Annotated in this window: 19 protein-coding genes and 4 pseudogenes; 15 read left to right on the top strand and 8 right to left on the bottom strand. The window is 58.8% G+C overall.

Annotated elements, in window-relative coordinates; translation table 11 throughout:
- Positions 1 to 5 precede the first annotated feature (5 nt).
- From G9X67_RS00825 to G9X67_RS00815, 3 genes are all read left to right on the top strand, one after another.
- Positions 6 to 980 carry a chemotaxis protein CheB gene (locus G9X67_RS00825; RefSeq protein WP_171597776.1) on the top strand — a complete coding sequence of 325 codons (975 nt, stop codon included), beginning with the start codon at positions 6 to 8 and terminating at the stop codon, positions 978 to 980.
- Positions 981 to 1,072: 92 nt separating this feature from the next.
- Positions 1,073 to 1,570, top strand: coding sequence for a hypothetical protein (locus G9X67_RS00820; protein WP_171597775.1), 498 nt, complete (start codon positions 1,073 to 1,075; stop codon positions 1,568 to 1,570).
- Positions 1,571 to 1,586: 16 nt separating this feature from the next.
- Positions 1,587 to 1,808, top strand: coding sequence for an SDR family oxidoreductase (locus tag G9X67_RS00815; RefSeq protein WP_348649083.1), 222 nt, complete (start codon positions 1,587 to 1,589; stop codon positions 1,806 to 1,808).
- Positions 1,809 to 1,941: 133 nt separating this feature from the next.
- Here the strand turns inward: G9X67_RS00815 and G9X67_RS00810 are convergent, their stop codons facing one another.
- Both G9X67_RS00810 and G9X67_RS00805 read right to left on the bottom strand, forming a co-directional pair.
- Positions 1,942 to 2,868 (bottom strand): nucleotidyltransferase and HEPN domain-containing protein, encoded by a 927-nt coding sequence (locus tag G9X67_RS00810; protein WP_171597774.1) that lies wholly within the window; start codon positions 2,866 to 2,868, stop codon positions 1,942 to 1,944.
- Between the two features lie 183 nt (positions 2,869 to 3,051).
- Positions 3,052 to 3,933, bottom strand: a complete 882-nt coding sequence (locus tag G9X67_RS00805) for an AraC family transcriptional regulator (RefSeq protein ID WP_171597773.1) — start codon at positions 3,931 to 3,933, stop codon at positions 3,052 to 3,054.
- Positions 3,934 to 4,068: 135 nt separating this feature from the next.
- Between G9X67_RS00805 and G9X67_RS00800 the strand changes: the two genes are divergently transcribed.
- The gene (locus G9X67_RS00800; RefSeq protein WP_171597772.1) at positions 4,069 to 4,812 is read left to right on the top strand and encodes an SDR family oxidoreductase; all 744 of its coding nucleotides are present in this window, start codon (positions 4,069 to 4,071) and stop codon (positions 4,810 to 4,812) included.
- Positions 4,813 to 4,828: 16 nt separating this feature from the next.
- The gene (locus tag G9X67_RS00795) at positions 4,829 to 5,101 is read left to right on the top strand and encodes a VOC family protein (protein ID WP_246705337.1); all 273 of its coding nucleotides are present in this window, start codon (positions 4,829 to 4,831) and stop codon (positions 5,099 to 5,101) included.
- 713 nt (positions 5,102 to 5,814) lie between these two features.
- Here the strand turns inward: G9X67_RS00795 and G9X67_RS00790 are convergent.
- Positions 5,815 to 6,108 (bottom strand): annotated as a pseudogene (locus G9X67_RS00790) (epoxide hydrolase); the annotation flags it as partial.
- Positions 6,109 to 6,173: 65 nt separating this feature from the next.
- On the bottom strand, positions 6,174 to 6,629 hold the full coding sequence (locus G9X67_RS00785) for a hypothetical protein (protein WP_168257982.1): 456 nt from the start codon (positions 6,627 to 6,629) through the stop codon (positions 6,174 to 6,176).
- 153 nt (positions 6,630 to 6,782) lie between these two features.
- Between G9X67_RS00785 and G9X67_RS00780 the strand changes: the two are divergent.
- From G9X67_RS00780 to G9X67_RS00750, 8 genes and pseudogenes are all read left to right on the top strand, one after another.
- A pseudogene (locus G9X67_RS00780) lies at positions 6,783 to 7,296 on the top strand (thermonuclease family protein).
- A 525-nt stretch (positions 7,297 to 7,821) separates the two neighbouring features.
- Positions 7,822 to 8,616, top strand: a complete 795-nt coding sequence (locus G9X67_RS00775) for a DJ-1/PfpI family protein (RefSeq protein ID WP_171597771.1) — start codon at positions 7,822 to 7,824, stop codon at positions 8,614 to 8,616.
- Positions 8,617 to 8,820: 204 nt separating this feature from the next.
- Positions 8,821 to 9,543 carry an alpha/beta hydrolase gene (locus G9X67_RS00770; protein WP_171597963.1) on the top strand — a complete coding sequence of 241 codons (723 nt, stop codon included), beginning with the start codon at positions 8,821 to 8,823 and terminating at the stop codon, positions 9,541 to 9,543.
- Positions 9,544 to 9,678: 135 nt separating this feature from the next.
- A complete protein-coding gene (locus G9X67_RS00765) occupies positions 9,679 to 10,653 on the top strand; it encodes an alpha/beta hydrolase (protein ID WP_171597770.1) in 975 nt (324 codons plus the stop codon).
- 146 nt (positions 10,654 to 10,799) lie between these two features.
- Positions 10,800 to 11,108 carry a putative quinol monooxygenase gene (locus tag G9X67_RS00760; protein WP_171597769.1) on the top strand — a complete coding sequence of 103 codons (309 nt, stop codon included), beginning with the start codon at positions 10,800 to 10,802 and terminating at the stop codon, positions 11,106 to 11,108.
- 125 nt (positions 11,109 to 11,233) lie between these two features.
- Positions 11,234 to 11,659 carry an alpha/beta hydrolase gene (locus G9X67_RS35375; protein WP_348649082.1) on the top strand — a complete coding sequence of 142 codons (426 nt, stop codon included), beginning with the start codon at positions 11,234 to 11,236 and terminating at the stop codon, positions 11,657 to 11,659.
- Between the two features lie 134 nt (positions 11,660 to 11,793).
- A complete protein-coding gene (locus G9X67_RS35370) occupies positions 11,794 to 12,132 on the top strand; it encodes an alpha/beta hydrolase (protein ID WP_348649081.1) in 339 nt (112 codons plus the stop codon).
- Between the two features lie 208 nt (positions 12,133 to 12,340).
- Positions 12,341 to 12,916: a cupin domain-containing protein gene (locus G9X67_RS00750; protein ID WP_171597768.1), complete on the top strand. Its 576-nt coding sequence runs from the start codon at positions 12,341 to 12,343 to the stop codon at positions 12,914 to 12,916.
- Between the two features lie 44 nt (positions 12,917 to 12,960).
- Here G9X67_RS00750 and G9X67_RS00745 read toward each other — a convergent pair whose 3' ends face one another.
- The 4 genes and pseudogenes from G9X67_RS00745 to G9X67_RS00730 all read right to left on the bottom strand — a co-directional run bounded on the left by G9X67_RS00745 (position 12,961) and on the right by G9X67_RS00730 (position 18,321).
- Complete coding sequence (locus G9X67_RS00745) at positions 12,961 to 15,903, bottom strand: winged helix-turn-helix domain-containing protein (RefSeq protein WP_246705336.1); 2,943 nt, start codon at positions 15,901 to 15,903, stop codon at positions 12,961 to 12,963.
- Positions 15,904 to 16,439: 536 nt separating this feature from the next.
- A pseudogene (locus tag G9X67_RS00740) lies at positions 16,440 to 16,720 on the bottom strand (EamA family transporter); the annotation flags it as partial.
- 242 nt (positions 16,721 to 16,962) lie between these two features.
- Positions 16,963 to 18,054, bottom strand: coding sequence for a DNA polymerase IV (dinB, locus tag G9X67_RS00735; RefSeq protein WP_171597767.1), 1,092 nt, complete (start codon positions 18,052 to 18,054; stop codon positions 16,963 to 16,965).
- A gap of 3 nt (positions 18,055 to 18,057) precedes the next feature.
- Positions 18,058 to 18,321: a hypothetical protein gene (locus G9X67_RS00730; RefSeq protein WP_171597962.1), complete on the bottom strand. Its 264-nt coding sequence runs from the start codon at positions 18,319 to 18,321 to the stop codon at positions 18,058 to 18,060.
- A gap of 19 nt (positions 18,322 to 18,340) precedes the next feature.
- Here G9X67_RS00730 and G9X67_RS00725 point away from each other — a divergent pair.
- Together G9X67_RS00725 and G9X67_RS00720 are read left to right on the top strand one after the other, a co-directional pair.
- Positions 18,341 to 18,502 (top strand): annotated as a pseudogene (locus G9X67_RS00725) (transposase domain-containing protein); the annotation flags it as partial.
- A gap of 389 nt (positions 18,503 to 18,891) precedes the next feature.
- Positions 18,892 to 20,991 (top strand): alkyl sulfatase dimerization domain-containing protein, encoded by a 2,100-nt coding sequence (locus G9X67_RS00720; RefSeq protein WP_171597766.1) that lies wholly within the window; start codon positions 18,892 to 18,894, stop codon positions 20,989 to 20,991.
- Positions 20,992 to 21,175: the final 184 nt, after the last annotated feature.

The raw sequence follows: 21,175 nt of genomic DNA, 5'->3' as shown, positions 1-21,175 counted from the left end.
GTGACATGGCCATGCGCAAGATCATCGCAATCGGCGGCTCCGCAGGCTCGATCCAGCCGATCCGGAAAATATGCAGCCTATTGCGAGCGGACCTGCATGCTTCCGTGCTCATCGCCGTCCATGTCAGAGCCGGCAATCAGAATCTGCTTGCCAGTATTTTGGACAACGGCGGACCGCTCCCCGCAAGCACGGCGGTCGACGGCGAGACGCTAGAGGACGCGCGTATTTACGTGGCTCCCGTAGACCATCATCTGGCAGTCGATGGGCGCTTTGTCCGACTAGGTCGCGGACCACGCGAGAATATGGCGAGGCCTGCGATCGATCCTTTGTTTCGGTCTGCAGGGATCAGCGCCGGACCGAGAGCGATCGGCGTCCTGCTCTCTGGCATGCTGAACGACGGGGCTTCCGGGTTGGCGGACCTCAAGCGTTGCGGCGGTGTGACCGTCGTTCAAAGCCCGCTCGACGCCGCCGAAAGCGAGATGCCGCGAACGGCGCTGCTGGCGAGCGACATCGACTATCGTGCGCCTGCAATTGATCTGGCCGCCCTGCTGACCCGCCTGGTGCAGGAAGAGCCAGGTCCGGCCCTAACTCCTCCTGCAAGCGTCGCGCTCGAAGTGGCGATCGCCATGGGGCGCAACTCCGACACGCCCACCATCGCCCAAATCGCAGATCCAGTACCATTGAATTGTCCCGGATGTGGGGGGACGCTGTCGCAGATCAGGCGTTCACCGCTACGCTTCCGCTGTCAGGTGGGGCACGGCTACACCGCCGAGGCCTTGGTCCACGAGCAGGAGGGCTCCGTTGACGAGGCACTGCGCATGGCGGTTCGGGTCATTGGCGAGCGGGCCACTCTCATGGAGAAGATGAGGCTCGACGCACTTCAGGCAGGTCGAACCGCCGCCGCCGAAACGTTCGACGAGCGCGCTCAAGAATACAGACGCTCCGCGGCCGTCCTGATGGAGGCGGCGCTCAAGGGGTAGTGGACGCTTAGCATCGATGAACTCTCACGAATCCTTGACCCCGAGGAACAACGGGCTGCATTTGTTGTTCGGACGGCAGGAGGAACCACATCATGTCACAGGGCAATCTCGCCGGCCGAAAAGTCCTCGTCGTCGAGGACAACTACCTGCAGGCGAAGACGATCGCGGAAGCCTTGGCCGACCACGGCGCGGAGGTCCTTGGACCGTTTCCCGCGCCTGAGGAATGTCTCCCATATTGCATGCGGGACCAGATCGACGCCGCCGTCCTCGACGTCAAGGTCGGGGAAGCAGACCCATTTCCTGTCGCCGATCGGCTGGTTCGGGAGGACATTCCGTTCATATATCCTCACCGGATACGACCGGAACATTATCCCTCGTCGCTTCAAGGGCGTGCCGCACTACTTGAAGCCGTTCGTCGGGCAGGATGCGCCCGCAGCCGTGGCGCTCGTAATGGCACTTCGGCGAAGGACGAGAGTCCCCGACTAAAGCGCGTCGCGATCTTTCAGATTCGCTTGTCGCGCTTTAGGTCTTTGTTTTTACGCATGTCGTTGTCGCAAAACCGCGGCACATTTTTGCGCGACATGCTTTAGTCGCCCTGTTCGCCGCGTGCCCCGCCGTCTACACCCCCTTCGCCGCAACGGCAGATCAGAAGACCTCGCGGGCACCGTGGCCTGGTTGCTTTCGGACGACGCCAGTTTCGTTACCGGGCAGGAGATCACGGTCGACGGTGGTTTCACAATAGCCGGTATACGGTTCTCATCCAGTCCAATCGTATCCATGCGGGAACTGACCGTAAAACCTTGGGAAGCCGGATCGCCGGCTGCGTAGGACCGCCTCGGCTCGATTGAAGCCATTGAAAGATCGCTGATCAGCCTTCTGTCTTGTCCTGTCACGTTCCAGGGTCATCCTGAGGGCTAACAACTGCACCCATTGAGTAGCATCAGACGTGTAGTCGGCACCCTTAGTGACTGTCGTGTTGGAGCTTTTCGAGATGCTGGGAGCAAACCATCCGGACCAAGTCGAGCAGCACGGCCATTCGCTCGTGAAGCCAGCTTAACGCCTCCTCGCTGATCTCGTAATGTTTCGAATAGCGCGCCTTCACATATGCCTCGTTCAATGTGTTGAACCAAGCGCGTTCCTTGTGCTGATCACGCGGAAAGGCTTCGGCTAGGCGGCGGTCCTGCTCCTCGGCGAGTGAGCGCAGAAACTTGATGTTGTGCGATGGTGGGCCGTAGTTGGTCAGGGTGAGCAGAACGCAGGAATAGGCTTGCTCAAGGGATTGATGGAGGCTGAATGCGGATAGGTTTGACCAGGCGTCCCCAGTTCTTTCTGACTTGCTGAGTTGAAATTTAGCTGTTCCAAGAAAAGCGCTGGCTTCGGCAAACCTTTGCTCAAAATGCTCATTCGCGACGCGGAGCCGATCCTCGATCGAAAGTGGCTCGGGCTCCGCCAGCGGCTCATCGTCCAGTTCATAGAGAGCGATGCCTTCTTTGCGAATGTCAGAGAAGAAATACTGCCCTTCCTTGAGGTAGGTGTTCACCTCGCGTCTGGAATGGACGATGAAGCTCACCGGCGTTTCGATCGAGGCTTCGTGCATCAGCCGGTCGGCGGCCTTGTGCCAGTATTCAGCGAACTCGCAGAGCTTGCGGTTGTTGACGATGATCAGAAGATCGAAATCGGAGCGATATCCCTTCATCGTAAAAGGTTCATCGACCCATCCACCCTTGGCGTAGGAGCCGAATAGGATGATCTTCAATATCCTGCCGCGCTTCTTGAAATCGGCAGTGCCCTCTTTCAGCGCATCCTCGAATTCCTCGTGGAGGATTTCCAGAACCCGTCCGAGTTCTCGCTGCTTACGAAGTGGCATATGTTCGAGCGACGATTTCATAAGCAATCGATAGGCGAAAGATCTTGTAGCGTCTACTCGCAGTTTTGAGAGGGGATCTGTGGAAGTTAATCCTGTCTGAAATGTTTCACGCGATGCAACTTCCGATTTCAATATCGGGATGGATTGGCCGAGCTGATTTGCTCCGGCTGTTCTTCCATGCGGGAGTCTCCCTCTTTAGCGCCCTCATGCAGCTTCGCCCCTCAGCCGAACCTCATCCTTTGACGGTGGCAGGCCAAACTGCCGAGCATACTCCCGGCTGAACTGGTTCGGACTTTCATAACCAACGCCAAACGCAACCGATGTTGCGGTTCCTTCTCCAGCCATCAGAAGCGTCCGCGCATGCAGCAACCGGACCTGCTTCTGGTACTGGATCGGGCTGAGCGCCGTGACCGCCTTGAAATGACGATGAAAGGCCGAGACACTGAGCGCCGCCATCTCGGCAAGCGACTCCACCCTCAAAGGTTTTGCGAAATTCTCCCGGATCCATTGGATCGCAACGCCGATCCGCGAGAGCGCCGCGTCGGGTGCTGCGATGTCCCGCAGCATCCAACCCAGCGGTCCCTGCAGCACTCGGAACAGGATCTCCCGCTCGTAAGCAGGCGCGAGCACGGCGATCTCGTCAGGCCGGTCCATGAGCCTGAGCATCCGCACCCAGGCGTCGAGGAACTCCTCGTTGACGGGCGCGACCGAGAAACCGGAACCGAACAGCGTACTGCACACCTGCACAGGCAGGTCGCTGAGGAGGGCTGCGACCGTCGGAGGGTGGAGAGTCAAGCTGACCGCGAGATAGGGGTCCCCGGTGGCTGACGGATGCACCGATCCCATGGCGGGCAGATCGACCGACATGACGAAATAGGTCGCCGGGTCGTAGGCGAAGGTCCGCTCGCCGACCGTCATTGTCTTTGACCCGGTCAGGATCAGGTTGATCATCGGTTCGTAAACGGCCGAAAGCCGATGTTCGGGTATCTCTCCCTGCACCATGGCGACACGCGGGATGCCAGTTTCCGTCCGTCGGTTTTCCGCTGACGAAGCAAGGGTTCGCAGTTCGTGCAGCTGTTTTTCCATGGTTGTGAGCATGACCGACCGGGGATGCATCCGCAAGCATGAAGCAGAAATAGGCAAGCTTCAAAGAGGAATGGGTGAGCGGGCGAGACGATGCAGGGCTAGCTTCAGGTCACAGCAACAAGCAAGGAAACAGCCATGAAGATCGTTATCGTCACCGGAGGAAGCCGGGGTCTTGGAGCAAGCACGGCCATCGAATGCGCCCGCAAGGGGATGGGCGTCGTCGTGACTTACAACAGCAGTCTCGGAAAAGCAGAGGAGGTCGTGAAGACGATCGTCGAGGGCGGCGGGAAGGCCGTTGCCCTTAAGCTCGACGTCGGCGACACCAACGCGTTCCCCGGCTTTCGTGACGCCGTTGCCTCGAAACTGCAGTCCGTCTTCGGCCGGGGCGATTTCGACTATCTCGTCAACAATGCCGGGTATGGCCTCTTCAAACCGATCGCGATGGTTACGGAAGAGCAGTTCGACAGGTTGTTCAACGTCCATCTGAAAGGTCCGTTCTTTCTCACACAGGTTCTGCTGCCGCTGCTAGCCGACGGCGGCCAGATCATCAACATTACCAGCGCCACCACGCGCGTGGCGACCGCAGGTGTCGCCCCCTATGCCGCCTTCAAGGGTGGTCTCGAAGTCCTGACCCGCTACATGGCCAAGGAGTTTGGCGAGCGGGGTATCCGGGCGAACTCAATCGCCCCTGGCGCGATCCGCACCAAGCTTGGTGGCGGCCTGAACGACGAGTTCGAGACCATGCTTGCAAGCCAGACCGCACTCGGCCGCGTCGGCGAGCCGGAAGACATCGGTGGCGTCGTTGCAAGCCTCCTGTCGTCCGAGAACCGTTGGATCAACGCCCAGAATATCGAAGTCGCAGGCGGCTACATCATCTGAGCAAAAGGAGAGCAGCATGCTCGACCATGTCTTTATTTCCGTGAGCGACATCGATCGGTCGATCGCCTTCTACGAGGCGGCGCTGGCACCGCTCGGGATCGTCCATGCTCATGACTACGAGGGAAAGGACGGCCCTCCCGGTCATCCCGACCTGAAGGGGTTCGGGGCGAACGGCAGAGTGTTTTTCTGGCTCCGCGAAGGCGTGGTCGAAGGCCGGGCCGCTCATATCGGGTTCGTCGCCAATGGCACCGTCGAGGTCGATGCTGCCCATGCCGCCGTCTCTGGTTAGCTCCGGCTTGGCGGTTCGCATCGACGTCGTCCGATTTGCCCTTGTGTTCGGCAGGTAGTAGAACGATCTGAAGATCGGGAGGCTGGCATGTCAGACAATGGATCGAACGATGCGCCCAAGGTCGACGCCGTCGGCTCAAGCGGCGAAACCCGGCAAACGAGTGAAACGGTGGGCGAAGCGCTCTTGAAGGTCGGGTTCAAACCGTCGAAAAGTGGGCGCAAAATCGTGGGACAAGGAAAACGCCGGGAAACCTTGAGAAAATTTTCGAAGGATTCGCACAAGTAGGTGCGGTCTCGGATGTGCGGGTCGGCGTTTCGTCCACCCTTGTCATTGGACCTGATTGAAACAGTGGAACGGCAGCTCAGCCACGAGATGTCCCTGGGATGGCGGCAACGCCTAAAGGTGTGACGTCTTCGGTTGCAGGAGGCCTTCGAGCATGTGAACTCGGACGCGGCAAATCCTGCTGCAGACGTCATCGAGATACTACCTGCTGCGCCGATATGGCGCCCGACCAGGAGACGGCCAGCCACACCATCTGAAAGATCAGGATAAGCGCCGTCGGCCAATCCAACAGCAGACCGAACGTCCGTGTAAGGGCGAAGCCCATTGAAGCCATTTTCCGCTGGAATCCATGACAGTTCCTGATCTCGGCCCGAAGGCCGAAATCATTGAAGCATCGAGTGTGGTTGTCATCAAGAACGAGGTACCTTCGCTCACGACGTCCGGAGCGTCCGAAACCCGGTGCGCAGTTCTTCGCAGAATACCTCCGTCTGCTCCCACGCCGCGAAGTGGCCGCCTTTCGCCAGCTTGTTGAAGTGTATGAGGTTGGGATAGGCCTTCTCTGTCCAGCTTCGTGGGGCTGCGTAGATTTCGTCGGGAAAGACGCTGACGGCAACGGGGATCTTAATGTTCTTCGGCTGGAAGAAGGCCAGCTTGTTTTCCCAGTACAGACGAGCCGACGAGACGGCGGTGTTCGTCAGCCAGTAGAGGGTCACGTTGTCAAGGATGTGCGCCAGAATCCTTGCCGTCGGTGACGTTTGTCAACCCAGGTCGGGTTCACGCTGGAAGGCAGTCAATGGATCTGTCCGCTTGCCTCTGCCTCATTGAGATTGATCGCGTGATCGGCGAAGGCGTCGAGGTTCTCGAAGAACTGCATGCCTGTGAGGAATTTATACACCTTCGCAATCACATCCTGGGGATCTTTGAACTGGTACCAAAGCGGCGGCGTAGCGAGGTCATGCATTTCGCCAGTCGATTTCACCATCATGAGGGAGCGGTACATTCCGCATCCGTCACCCGAGCGAACATCGATTGCGATATCGAACCTTCCCGACGGAGCGCCCGAGTGCTTGTTGTGAACATTTGCCGTCAGAAGCTGGATGTCGGGTCTACCCTGGATCGCCTTCACCATCTCGTCGTGGGCCTCGACTATCTTAAACGGGGCGAGCGGCCCCCAGTAAAGCTCGGTCATCGGAGCTACGGGCACACCAATGAGCACAGCTCCGCCGCCGTTCGAATGCTTCTGCATCGTCGTTCTCCCACCTGCATTTTTTAAGATTGGCGACTTCTGTCACCCAGATGTTCCTATTATGTTCTGATACGCCTCGATGTCAACAGTTTTGACCAAATAGTGATTCCGTTGTCGCCAACCTGCTGTACTGTCTGGATATTCATCGAGTCTATGCGCAAGCGAATCCCGCTGTTTCCGCTGCTGTTGGCCGGGCTCGTTCTCTCATCCGTATCTGCCGGAGCAGAGCAGCTTGTCGGCCGAGCTTCGGTTATCGACGGCGACACGATCGAGATCGCCGGGCAGCGGATCCGGCTGAATGGGGATCGATGCTCCGGAAAGCTGGCAGGCGTGTCGCGACGCAGCAGGGAGGCCGTACCGTTGCGGCAAGGAAGCCGCGGTTGCACTCGACATGTTCCTTTCGAAATCACGTCCGACCCGCTGCGTTGAGCACGACAAGGATAGATATCGGCGGGTTGTTGGCGATTGCTTCAGGGCAGATGGGCAGAGCGTGAATTCTTGGCTGGTCAGGCGGGGTTGGGCGATCGACTGGCCCAGATATTCCAAGGGAGCGTTTCAGGACGATCAGGCAGTTGCCCGGGCCGCTCGCGCAGGTGTCTGGCGTGGGGCGTTCGAAGTTCCATGCGAGGCGAGAGCAGCCCGATTAAAGCGGCGGGCGGCCTGCTGATGTGCGGGATTCGCCAGTCAATCCCGCCAAACTACAAGGGCCGCTTCGCGCCGCTGACAGCGGACATGTAGTTCTGGACGCATATCGCTGCAGCAGGATGATTATGGATCACTTTCAGTCACGCTCGGTCACGACGGATGATCGTCGTGCACGCTGGGGCATTTGTGGGCCTTGAGTTCGTAAAGAGGCATTACGTGGAGGTTCCAGATCGAAGAGCTTGGGGCAGGGGACTGGGAGATGGAAATCGAGGGCTACTGTTGCGTGCACCTCCTGTGCCTTCTTCAATTTGATCGAAAGTGCAGCCACAGTTGAGCTTTTGGCTATTTCTGTGGCCGCCTTTTAGCTCAACAGTTTTCGTTGGGCCGTAGGTTCAAATCCTGCCCCCGGTGCCATCGAACGACTTTACCGGATCAAGGACCGTAAAAGCAGCTTACCGGATTTAACCGCACCTAACCCCGTCGAGAGCAGGAAAAGTATAAGACTTACTCCATCGCTGCACTCGTAATGCAAGGCACGGAGGAAGTCATGAGTGAGGGAAAAGTCGTAGTGCTCGGATCTAACGCGACCCGCATCGAGACCAAGGGCGGATATTGGGGAAACACGGGCCAGTATCTCAACGAGACGGTGGTCCCGGCAATGGCCCTGATCGGCGCCGGTTATGAAGTCGTGCTCGCGACCCCCGATGGCACGCCCCCGACGATCGATAGGGCTTCGGATGCCCCCGCACATTTCGGCGGCGATGTGGCCGCCTATGAGCACGCCAAGGTGTTCTACGCGGACGACCCATCGATGAAGGCGCGCACCCTGCGCTCGGTCCTCGACGAGGGGCTGGACAATTATGCTGCCATCTTCATCCCCGGCGGCCAGGCGCCGATCGTCGATCTGATGCAGGACCAGGAAATCGGCGAGATCCTGCGCCATTTCCACGAGCATGAGAAGCCGACCGCGATGCTGTGTCACGGACCGATCTCCTCGGTCGCGGCGATGCCCTATGCGCGCGAGTTCCGCGCGGCGCTGATCGCCGGCGATCCCGAAAAGGCGAAGGAATGGGCCCAGGGCTGGCAATATGCCGGCTACAGGATGACGGTGTTCGAGAAGGCCGAGGAGAAGGTGATCGAGGACACCATTCTGCACGCCAAGATCTATTTCGACATGCCATTCGCGCTGGGCCTTGCCGGTGCCATCGTGGATACCGGGCCGGACTTCGAGCCCTATGTGATCGAGGATCGCGAATTGATCACCGGGCAGAATCCCCGTTCGGATCATCCGATTGCGGCGGCCCTGATCGCTGCCTTGGACCGGAAGCGCGTTGCAGCGTGACACGGCAGTGGCGCCGTGGCCGCCCCGAAGCTCCCCGATGGCGATGGCGGTCTCGCCGTGCTCATCAACTACCGCTTCACGGCCAATGGCGTGTGGAGCACCGACTAGACAGTCGAAAAGCTCCTCGCCGCGGCCGGCTAGGCGCAGCTCAGAGATTGATGGAGATTACTGATGAAACGGTCAATTTGGAGATTACTCGCTGCCATGATTGCTCTTGCTCCCGTCGCCTCCGCCGCCGCGGAGAAGCCAGTCTCGATCGTGCTTGTGCATGGAGCGTTCGTCGACGCCTCCGGCTGGCAGCTTGTCTACAACATGCTGTCAGCGGACGGCTATGAAGTCCTGGTCGTCCAGAATCCAACGATCACCTTGGATGGTGATGTCGCGGCGACCAGGAAGGTCATCGCGAATGCCAAGCATCCAGTGGTGCTTGTCGGCCACTCCTATGGCGGGGCCGTAATCACCGAGGCGGGTGGCGACGCGAAGGTCAGAAGCCTTGTCTACATCGCCGCCTTTGCACCGGCGGCGGGAGAATCGGTATTCGATCTGGCAACTGCACCACACCCCGGCGAAGAGGGGGCTCCGCTGCTCCCGCCGGAAGACGGTTTCATCCTCGTCGATCCGGCGAAGTTTCCCGCCGCCTTTGCCGCCGATGTCGATATCTCGACGACGCGGTTTATGGCTGCAGCTCAGGTGCCTTGGGGGCTCGGGGCCGTTCAGACCAAGATAACCAACCCAGCCTGGAAGCAGAAGCCGAGCTATTTCATTGTGACCGCGCTGGATCACATGATTCCACCTAGCGGACAGCGCTCCATGGCCGCGAGGGCTGGCGCGAAGGTCATGGAAATCCAGAGCAGCCATGCGGTGATGCTGTCGCATCCCAAAGATGTCGTCGACTTCATCACTAGCGCTGCGGTCGGGACAAAGTAACTATGGCACCCGGACTACTGCCGCCGCGCCGCGACGAGTGGAGCAAGACGGCCGTCTTGGATCAGTGCGAGGAGATTTCCTCCTAAATATTGGAATCGGCCTCGCGCTCAGCCTCAACAAGTTATGGAGATGACAATGAACCGACTGATCATTTCCCTGGTGCTTGCTACCGTCAGCTTTGCTCACTTTTCCGAAATCGCAGCAGCTCCCGCCAAGCAGGTTGCGATCACCCAGCAGGTGCCGGTGACCGTGCACTATCGTTCGGCCAAGATCGATGGCGTCGACATGTTCTATCGTGAGGCCGGCCCAGCCGTCGGCCCGGTCGTCCTGCTTCTGCACGGATTCCCGACATCGTCGCACATGTTCCGCAACCTCATTCCGCTGCTGGCGGACAGGTATCACGTCATCGCGCCGGACTATCCGGGCTTCGGTCAGAGTGATGCACCCGATCACACCAAGTTCGCCTACACCTTCGGCCATTATGCAGACATGGTCGATACGCTGATGACCCAGCTCGGCGCCAAGAAGTACGCCATGTATGTCATGGATTACGGCGCACCGATCGGCTACCGCCTGGCTCTCAGGCATCCGGAAGGGGTGAGCGGGTTGATCGTCCAGAACGGCAATGCCTATGAAGAAGGCCTGCGCGAGTTCTGGGATCCGATCAAGGCCTACTGGGCCGACGATTCGAAGGAGAAGCGCGAGGCGCTGTCCAACCTCGTGGTCCTCGAAACCACCAAGTTCCAGTACACGGACGGCGTCAAGGACCTCACTCGAATCAGCCCCGACAACTGGGTTCACGATCAGGCCTTGCTCGACCGGCCGGGCAACAAGGATATTCAGCTCGATCTCTTCCACGATTATGGCACGAACGTCCCGCTCTACCCGCAGTTCCAGGCCTACTTCCGCGAACGCAAGCCGCCGACGTTGATCGTCTGGGGCAAGAACGACAAGATCTTCCCGGAGGAAGGGGCACATCCTTACCTGCGTGATCTTCCGGACGCTGAATTCCATATCTTCGATACCGGCCATTTCGCTCTGGAGGACAAACTCGATGAGATGGCGCCGCTGATTCGCGATTTCCTCGATCGAAAAGTCGCAAGGCGTTGATCGAGAGTCATTGGCCACGCCCTGGCGGTCATTTCAGGCGGACACTGCAACACTTCCGCTCGCTTTGGACGCTGGCCAACCGGGGGGCCTGGGTATCAATGCCGTAGCCTTGATTGGCTTTTGTCGGAGATTGAAAGGCTTCGTCCATGTCATCGCACGTTAAGATCACCGCCATCCTCACCTCTCGTCCAGACAAGGCCGAGAAGCTGCAGGCACTGCTTCTCGGAATGGCGTCGGATTGCCGAGCAGAGCCGGGCAATCTGCGATGGGATATTTGGCAGGACCAGTCTCGTCCCGACCGGTATGTTCTCGATGAACTGTATGTGGATGGCGCAGCCGTCGCAACACATCGTGAGACCCCACACTATAAAAACTATCTCGCTGAGATCGGGGATCTGGCAGACCGCACCGCGTTGGTGCTGAGTCCGATCGAGGTCGGGCATGCGCGTGTTTAGCACCATTTGCGAGATCGGGACGCGCCTTCCAGATGCGCAATACGGCAAACGCATGCCTAATCTCACGCTCGATCTCCGATACCTCAGAATGAAAATGTTAGCCGCTATGCCATGGGGAACAAGCGATGAACTGGCACCGGGTGCGATATAAGAAGGTCAATCTCGGTGAGGTGGAGATGTTCTATCGCGAGGCAGGCGCTGAAGCGGCGCCCGTTCTGCTGCTGCTCCACGGCTTCCCGACGTCAAGCCATATGTACCGCGATCTCATTCCCCAACTCGCGGACGGACACAGGATAGTAGCGCCGGACCTTCCAGGGTTTGGGTCAACAAAGGCGCCAACGCGTGGTGCATACGCCTACACGTTCGGCAATCTCTATAAGGCCGTTTTGGCGTTGGTGGACACGCTGAAGCTTGAACGGTTCGGACTGATGGTCTTCGACTATGGCGCGCCCGTCGGTTTTCTTTTGGCCGCGGCATATCCGAAGCGAATTTCCGCCATCATCACGCAAAACGGCAATGTCTACGAGGCGGGATTGAGGGAGGCCACCTAAAGCCCATGCGGGCCTATTGGGAAAATCCCAGCCCAGCGAATCGCGACGCACTGCGTTCGTTCCTCACTATAGACGCCACACGTTTTCAGTACACGCGTGGCGTACCCGAGACAAACTCGAACTCGTGAGCCCGGATGCTATCGCGCACGATCAGGCCATTCTCGACCGCGATCCGGAAGTGCAACTCGACCTGGTTCGGCGACTACAAATCGAACATCGCATTGTATCCACGCTGGCAAGAATATCTGCGCGCGACAAGGCCACCCGTTCTGGCTGTGTGGGGAAGCGGCGATCCCTCCTTCGCCTCGGCCGGCGCACATGCCTACCGCAAGGATGTTTCTGACGCAGAGATCCATCTCTTCGATACAGGGCACTTCGCCCTGGAGACGGACGGACCAGCAATCGCAGCGGTGATCAGGGATTTTCTAAGTCATAAGGGCTGCTATGAGTTCGAGCAGGAGGCGCGTAAGTGAAGGACGATCAATGGATCGGTCTGGATCGAAAGATAAGACGTTGAGGATCTGGGAAGAGCTCTTTCACGATCCGTTCAATGACTTGGGCAAGGAATAAGTAACCGCCTAAAATATCGCCTATAGCGTATCGCGACAGTAGAAATACTGTACCTCTCTTAGCTACTATGCCGCGCTACAGTACAGCCGCCTGCCCTCAAGGAGCATATCCATGTCCTTTCCAGCAATCCACCGCGTCGTCACCGGACATGATGCCGATGGCAAGTCTATCGTCGGGATCAACGGCCCACTGCCGACAGTCGTCGAATTGAATGCCATTCCCGGGATGATCTTCCATGAGGTTTGGGAGACGCGCGACACGCCGGCGCAAGTGGATAATGGTGCCGATCCGACCACCGGTGCGCTGATGCACCAGCCCCCGAAGCACGGCACCCGCATCCGCTTCGTCGACATGCCGCCAGACGCCGAATACCTTGCCGATGGCACGTTGCAGATGAAGGCGCTGTTCAGCGAGGTCAACGACCCCAGCGGCTTGACTGTAAAGGCGGATTCGCCGCACCCGATGATGCACCGGAGCGAGGCCGTTGACTATGGCATCGTTATCAAGGGCGAGATGACGCTGATGCTCGACGATTCCGAAGTGCTGCTCAAGCCCTACAGCGTCGTAATCCAGCGCGGCACCAACCACGCTTGGGCGAATCGCTCTGGCAAACTGTGCCGCATGTTGTTCATTCAAATAGACGGACAATATGAGCCGTCGATCGCTGCGGCGCTTGCGCGTCGATAGGCCGGCGCCGATGCTCCGCTCTTGCGCGGGCTGGCGGGAATTTTTTAGCAGGGAATCGAAGGCAGGCCGCTTCGAGGTCGGATCACGGGCGGGCTCTTAAGAGAAGTGGCCTGGCTGTCTCCGGAGCGTGTGAGCGATGCGAGCAGGTCAGCGGCGAAAGCAAGATCGTGCGTCTCGAACCCCTCGATGAATTCGCTGAATATTGGCAACAGCATCTTGTAGGCATCGTCGGCCTTTGACCCAGCGCGCCAGAGTCGTGCGAGGTCGTTGGCTGCACGCAATCGCCATGACAACGCACCTATTTCCTGCGCAAGCGCCATCGACTTGATGAGTTGCGCCTCCGCCCTTTCCGCTTGGCCTTGAGCAAGCAGAATGGAGGCTTGGACTCGCAAGACCTCAGGCAGGCACCACAGGTCATTTTTTGCATCTGCTCGGTCAAGCGCGGCTCGGATCGTGGTTTCGGCGTCGTCAAGACGACCTTGCTCGGCCTGGAAGTCCGCCAGGACGCCCAGGTAGAACGGCAATCGCGCCAAATGCTTCGTTCGGTGGAAATCCGCAATGGCTCGCTCGAGCTCGTCAACTCTCTGGGCCGCGGCGTCGCCTTGTGCGCGCGCTAGCGCCGCCCAATAGAACATCGCGACTGGACGCCGGACGTCGAATCCGTGCCGTCTCGCTTGGTCGTCGAGCATCGTAACATAACGACCACACTCCTCATAACGTCCAGTCCAATAGAATACCGGGCAAACCCACGAGAGGGCATTGCCCAATGAAAGGTGATGCTTGGTCTTCAATGCGTATTCGACGGTCGCCCGCGCGGTGTTCAAAGCGGTGTCTGGTGAACCCGTCAACCACTGTACGTGCGACAACACATTCGCCACATCGACGATCCTATCGGAGAGGTATCGCACATGCCGCCGCAGGCGCTGGGAATCGTTGATGTCTTCCAGGTTGAGTTCGTGACGGCGTTCGAAGCGTTGCCGGACGTCGTGGAGCTGACCGATGAAGAGTTCGCCGATACCGAGGGCCACTTCGGCCTCCAACACGGCGGAAGGGACCTCCGCAGCCGCAACTGAGGCGAAGGTCTCAAGCGTGCGGACCGCAGCGTCGTTTTCACCACTGAATAGTTCAAACACTCCGATCAACCGAAGGCAGCGAACACGGCAATCGGTGTCGCCAATCTGAACGGCGATGTCTAACGCCCGTTGCATGGCATTTCTCGCCTGAGGCATGAGGCCCTGCGTGAACATCGTAGCGCCACCAAGCCACACCTGAAGCTGCATCTCAAACACGCTCCCGGCGAGTCCCGCCGGGCCAAGCTCTTCAATCGCATGCGAAACATGAACGCGGCATTCTTCGGTGAGCGACAGGTGGTTCCAGAGCAGGAGCCCGGCGACGGTCAGCCGGATGAGCAGAGACCGATTCGCTGTATCCTGAGCTGCCCACGCTAGCGCACCACGCAAATCGTCGAGTACACGCCCATAGGCGGCTTCCCATTCACGGGCAGGGCGCTCAGCCCATTCGGCCGTGGCCCGCTCGAGCACCGTGCACACATGCTCCGTGTGGCGTTGGCGAATTATCTGATCCTCGCCGCTGACCCGCAGTCGTTCGAGACAATAAGCTCGCGTTGTCTCAAGGAGACGATAAGCAACTCCGTCGGTGTCGACATCGAACGCAAGCAAAGACTTCGCCGCAAGCTGTGCCACGGCGTCCGCCGTTTCGGCTGGAGCGACGTTCGACACTGCCGAAGCGCCTTCGATATCGAAAAGACCTGCGAAAACGGATACCGCTCGTAGCAGCGCGGTCTCGCTTTCCGTCAGCAGGCCGTAGCTCCAGTCGAGCGTTTCAATCAGGGTGCGATGCCGCTCCGGGCCCGCCCGCCGCCCGACAAGAAGGCGGAATCGATCATCGAGTTGCTTCAACAGACCGCCGACTCCGAATGCATCGATGCGTGTCGCGGCAAGTTCTATTGCAAGCGCCAGACCATCAAGTCTCCGGCATATCTCGGCAGCGGCCGGCGCATCGACGTCATGCAGCTCAAACAGTTCGAAGCTGTCGGTTGCTCGGTCCACAAAAAGCTCAATGGCAGGGAATGACAGTGCTTCGGCGGCGCTCAGCCGAGACGAGCGCGGCGGCGCGCCTAGTCCCGGCAGCCTTCGCACGCGTTCCCCTTTCACTCGGAGCGGTTCTCGGCTGGTCGCGAGGATCCTCACGCCGGCAACTTCCGCCAGCATGCGGTCTGCGCAGGACGCCGTAGCGTCAATGATGTGTTCGCAACTGTCGAGCACGAGCAACACCTCGCGATCGCGCAAGGATTCACACAGGCTGGAAAGGGCGTCTGCAGAATGGACCGCCAGACCGAGTGCCGTCGCTATGGCGTTGGGCGTTAGGGCCGGGTCCTTCAGAAGCGCCAGATCAACAAGCCAGACGCCATCCTTAAACGCCTTAAGTTCGTGCTCGGCGACAGCGAGCGCCACTGTCGTCTTTCCGATACCGCCGGGGCCAACGACCGATACCAAGCGGGATTCTCCCAGATCCCGTCGAATGGCATCAATCGTATCTGCCCTTCCAAAGATCGTCGACGTTGCAATCGGCAAATTGTGATTGCGTGGTGTTGGCGAACGAATGGGCGCCGCAAGGCCCGATGATCCATGCCTCTGGACGGGAGAAGTGAACTGATATCCGCGCCCAGTCACGGTCGCGATATATTTCGTGGCGCCGGGTCCGTCCCCAAGCGTTCGCCGCAACGCCGCCATGTTGACCTTGAGGTTACCTTCGTCAACGATGATGTTTGGCCAAGCGCGAGCCATTAACTCGCGTTTGCTTACAAGTTCGCCAGGCCGCTCGACAAGCGCCGTCAGGATGTCCAGTGCGCGGCCTCCTATCCGAACGGGCGCCTCTCCTTGCAAGAGCAGTTGGCGCTCGGGAATCAGCATGAACGGCCCGAAGGAGTAGGTCCGCCAAGGCCGCTCGGCGAGGTCGCTTGTCATAATTCCTTTCCTTCGAAAGTTCTCTCTTGGTACGAATGAAAATTTAAATAGCACTTCGGTGAGCAGTCATGCAGGGGGCAAACCAACATCTCGCCACATCTGGAGCCGTACGGCTCATGAGACCATTCGCGTTTTCCCAGTGAGTATCGATACGATAAACCCGGTCGATCGACCAAGCAGGGCCACGGAGTACGCTACCAATAGGACGGCACGGCGAAGAAGTATTCTTAAGAACTTGATGAAATGAAGCCAGAACCTTCCGTGTTTTGGCAGAGCTGAATTCGTATCAAAAGCGATTCAACTACAATAGTCCCCCTATGGCGTTTTGACTAGATTTCTGATGGAGCAGGCCCAGGGCTTTGTTGGCTGTCGTGGTTCGAGGAGTCCCCGTACAAGCAATCTGTAGGCCACGGTATGGCAGGGACGTTTGGATAAATCTGGAGCCAGGCTTTATCAGCAAAATTCATGGTCGAAGTAATGATCGAGACGCCCGCTCCTAAACCGCGGTAGTATCATGCGGCCAGCTAGCCCTCTCGACCAATCGCAAGAATCGGGTGTTGCGAGCCCGCACAAGCGCGACCATGGCGCCGAAATGCCGGTACACGATCGGCATCAGGATCGCCCAGGCGATCAGCACGCGCCAGAAGCAAAGCGCCCAGGGAGGCATCTCCGAAGAGACCCATTTCGCGGCGATATAGACGCCGGCCGACAGCAGCCAGCAGAAAACCCCCACGGAATAGGCGGCTGCAAGCGGACCGCCCGCCGTCTGTTCCGTCCCGCCCGTGTCACAATGGACCGCCAAGACATGTATCGCCATGGCCCAGTTATGCCACAATTCCCCAGCGCTGCACAGATGAAGGCGGCGGCACTTCGTCTATTGAGGACGACCTCCAGCCCCGGGGGCCAGCGACGATTAAAACGCAGCATTCGCGATGACTAGCCGCTGGCTGCTTGGGACCGATCGCTGACGAGCCTCGGCAGCTTTTGCGCCAATAGCGGTCATCTCGATTCACCAATGTTTGACGATGCGCGGTTAGCTTCGCAAGGCATTGCGCATGTCTAAAGCGCCAGCCGCAACTGCGGCGTCGCTTCAGATTTCCGCCGTTCCAGCGAAGACAGCGACACGCCAAGCAGGCGTATGCCTTTTCGCGGCGGGAAGATTGGAGCGAGAAGCATCTCGACCACGTCTTCAAGTTCGGCGATCGCCGTCAGAGGTGCGGGAACGGTCTTGCTGCGGGTGATCTGGCTGAAGTCGGCATATTTGACCTTGAGGGTCACCGTCTTGGCGCCGATCTCATTGGCCTCGCAGTAACCCCAGACCTTTTCGATCAGCGACTGAAGCCCTTCGCGCGCGGGTTCGTAGGAATGGATGTCCTGGGAAAAGGTGTCTTCCGCACCAACGGATTTCCGCACTCGGTCCGGCTTGACCTGGCGATCGTCGATACCGCGGGCGATCCCATAAAAATACGGTCCTGACTTCCCGAAATGTTCGATGAGGAAGTCGAGTGTTTTCTCCTTCAGGTCCGCTCCGGTTTCGATCTCGAGCCGATGCATCTTCTCGGCCGTCGCCGGTCCCACGCCATGGAATTTCTTGACAGGAAGCTGTTCGACGAAGGCGGGGCCGTTCTTCGGGGTGATGACGAACTGGCCATCCGGCTTGTTCTGGTCGGACGCCATCTTGGCGAGGAACTTGTTGTAGGAAATGCCAGCGGATGCCGTGAGCCCGGTGGTCGCCTTGATCCTGGCGCGTATCTCTTCGGCGACTTCAGTGGCGATCTCCATGCCTTTGAGATTGGTGGTGACATCGAGATAGGCCTCGTCGAGCGACAATGGCTCGATCATCGGCGTGTACTCGGCAAAGATCGTCCTTATCTGAAGCGAGACAGCCTTGTAGACATCGAAGCGTGGCTTGACGAAGACAAGGTCCGGGCACTTCCGCTGCGCAGTCACTGACGCCATGGCGGAATGGACGCCGTATTTTCGTGCCTCGTAGCTGGCGGCCGCCACGACACCGCGGGCAGCAGGACTGCCGACGGCAACCGGGACGCCACGCAGTTCCTCATTGTCGCGTTGCTCGACCGATGCGTAGAAGGCGTCCATGTCGACATGCACGATCTTGCGCGGCCGTTCGCGGTTGTCTTCGTCTGTCATCATCTAGCTTCCATCAGCGAGGCCATTAATCAAACATGGGAAGTGTGCTCCACACTTGTCACCCTCGGGCGTCTGCATCCGCTCGCAGCCCATCGCCATGCGTCGGCGGATTTCCGCGAAGCTGACGCTTGCGCCAAACGCCTTCACCAAAAGCCTGCGCTCATGCGCGCAATGGCGGTCGCAGACACGGCAGATGAGTTCGACCACCGGGACCTTGTGATCTTTCAGTCTAGGAGTCGCATCGTCCATAAGCCGCGTTCGGCGCATCCGAAAATATTCCTTCCTCGGAGCCGAGAACTGGGCGACCATCGCATCGCTCATCGAGACCTGCAAACTCAACGCCGTCGATCCGTAGGCCTACCTGACCAACACGCTCACCGCCATCGTCAACGGCCATAAGCAGAGCCGGATCGATGAGCTGCTGCCTTGGGATTACAAGGGGAAGTAATATGGCCCCAAGACTGGAGTCGGCCCATACGACACATTGAGCACTGAAGCAGATGGGTGCTTTATCTTCCGCTCCGAGCTCTGGCAAAGCACAGACAAAAGTGCAATAGTCTGGCAACGGGCATTCGCGAATGCCGTATAGTTAGTACTATTAGCTATTTAGAAGCAGGCGGGGGTTCGCCCGGCAATTTGTTCTCAGGAAACTGAGACTGCACGCCATGTTTCCCTACGTCCAATAGCGCGGTCCTTTTTTCCTCGATCAGCCTGATCACCACAAGCAGTTCAAGGCGATCTGCCTGCGGAGCACGGCTAACCTGTCCAGCGACGAGCAGTGCCGACTTAGCCGCCGCCAAGTGTGGCGACGCAAAACTTAAAACGAGGAGGGCTCACATGAACATCCAGAAATACGGTGTGGTTATAGCACTGGTTGTTCCACTATTGGGGGGCAACGCAGCTTTGGGCGCGGGTGGCGGGGCGGTGCTCGCGGACCCAGGGGCAATGGAGGGCAAGCACTTCCATCCGAAGGGCAAGATGCCTTCAAAGTTCACGATCGATCTTCAGAACGGCTTGCGCGCAACGCTGCCGTTCGACGACAAACGTGACTTTGAGGAAGCACAGCGCGGTTTCGTCGCTGCGCCGTCCTACAAACAGATCATTGCCGAGGCGGGGAACGTTGCCTGGGACATGGGCAGCTACGAGTATCTGCTGCAGGGCAAGGACTTCGACAGTATTCACCCGTCGTTGCAGCGCCAGGCCATCCTGAACATGGCATACGGCCTCTATGAAGTGGTGCCGGGTAAAATCTGGCAGGTCCGTGGCTTCGATCTCGCCAATATCAGTTTCGTTAAAGGCGACACCGGCTGGATCGTCTTCGACCCTTTGACGGCCAAGGAGACCGCAAAGGCAGCGCTGGAATTCATCAACGAGAAACTCGGCGAGCGCCCCGTGGTGGCAGTCGTCTACTCCCATTCCCACGCCGATCATTATGGCGGCGTGCGCGGCGTCGTGGACGAGGCTGACGTGAAGAGCGGCAAGGTGCAGATCATCGCACCAATCGGCTTTATGCAACATGCGGTGACCGAGAATGTCTATGCTGGTAACGCGATGAACCGACGGATGTTCTTCCAATATGGGGTATTGCTGCCGCGCAGCCCGTTCGGCCACGTGGACCAGTCGATCGGCAAAAACACGGCCTCGGGCAATCTGGGACTGATCGAACCGAACCGCTACATCGAGAAGGACTTCGAGGAATTGACCATCGACGGAGTGACGGCAGTGTTTCAGAACACGCCTGGCACCGAGGCACCGGCTGAGATGAACACCTACTTCCCGCAGCTCAAAGCCTTTTGGGCGGCGGAAAACATCACCGCCACAGTCCATAACATCTATACGCTGCGCGGCGCACTGGTTCGGGACGCGCTGGCATGGTCGAAACACATAAATACTGCCTTGTATCGTTTTGGCGGGGAAGCCGAGGTGATCTTTGCCTCGCACTCATGGCCACGTTGGGGAAACGAGCGCATTCAGCAGGTGATGCGCACCCAGCGGGACGTCTACGCCCATCTCAACAACGAGGTATTGCACCAAGCCAACAAGGGCGTGACGGTCAACGAAATCCAGAACGTCTACAAGCAGCCCAAGAGCCTGCAGGACCAGTGGTCGGCCCACAGTTACCACGGCTCCGAGGAGCACAACAGCCGTGCGGTGATCAACCGCTACCTGGGTTACTGGGACGGCAATCCGGCGACGCTGACCCCTTTGTCGCCGCGTGACTCCGCCCCGCTCTATGTAGAGATGATGGGTGGCGCCGAAAAGATCATGGCCAAGGGCCAGGAACTCTTTGACCAGGGCAAGTACCGATATGCCATGGAGATACTGAACAAGCTTGTCTATGCCGAGCCAGAGAACCAGACGGCCAAGGACCTGCTTGCGGACGTGTTCGAGCAGATCGGCTATCAGAAGGAGAGCCCGAGCGTGCGCAACAGCTTCCTAGCGGCGGCCTACGAACTCCGCTCGGGAATGCCGGCAGGAGCGTCACCCAAGTCGAGTGGGCCCGACACGATCCGGGCGATGACAACGGGCCTATGGCTCGATTTCGTTGGCATCCGCCTAGACAGCACAAAAGTCGAAGGCATGACGGGCGTTATCAATCTGGTGACGCCTGATAACGGCGAAGAATATGTGGTGGAGTTGAGCAACTCGGCCCTTACGAACATCAAAGGCGTCAAGGCAAAGAATCCTGACCTGACGATTACCATCGACCGCACCGATCTGGAGTCCGTGATGGGTGGCAAGGCTACGTTCGACGAGCTGATTGCTTCCGGAAAGGCGAAGTTCGAGGGTGATCGCAAGGCCTTCAATGCGATCAGGAGCAGCCTGGTCCAATTCGCCCCCGACTTCGAACTGATGCCGGGGACAAAACCTAAGACGGAACCATCGGCGATGGACCCTTTCGCGCAGGCTGAACCTGCCGACAGTTCGGGGGGCTGATCGAAGGATGATACGCGGCCCTTGGGCTCTCCTAAGGGCCGCGGTGCATTGTCCGGTAAAGGGGACAAGACAGGGTGGAACGCGAGCAAGATTCAATTGCGACACTGAGGCCCTGATGTCCGCAATTGGCGCAGACTTGTCGTCCCATCACGCTGAAATCTTCGACATCAATCCAAACAGATGG

Source organism: Rhizobium sp. WYCCWR 11152 (genome assembly GCF_013087615.1).
Lineage (GTDB): Bacteria > Pseudomonadota > Alphaproteobacteria > Rhizobiales > Rhizobiaceae > Rhizobium > Rhizobium indicum.
This window is presented reverse-complemented; position numbering and strand designations above follow the sequence as displayed.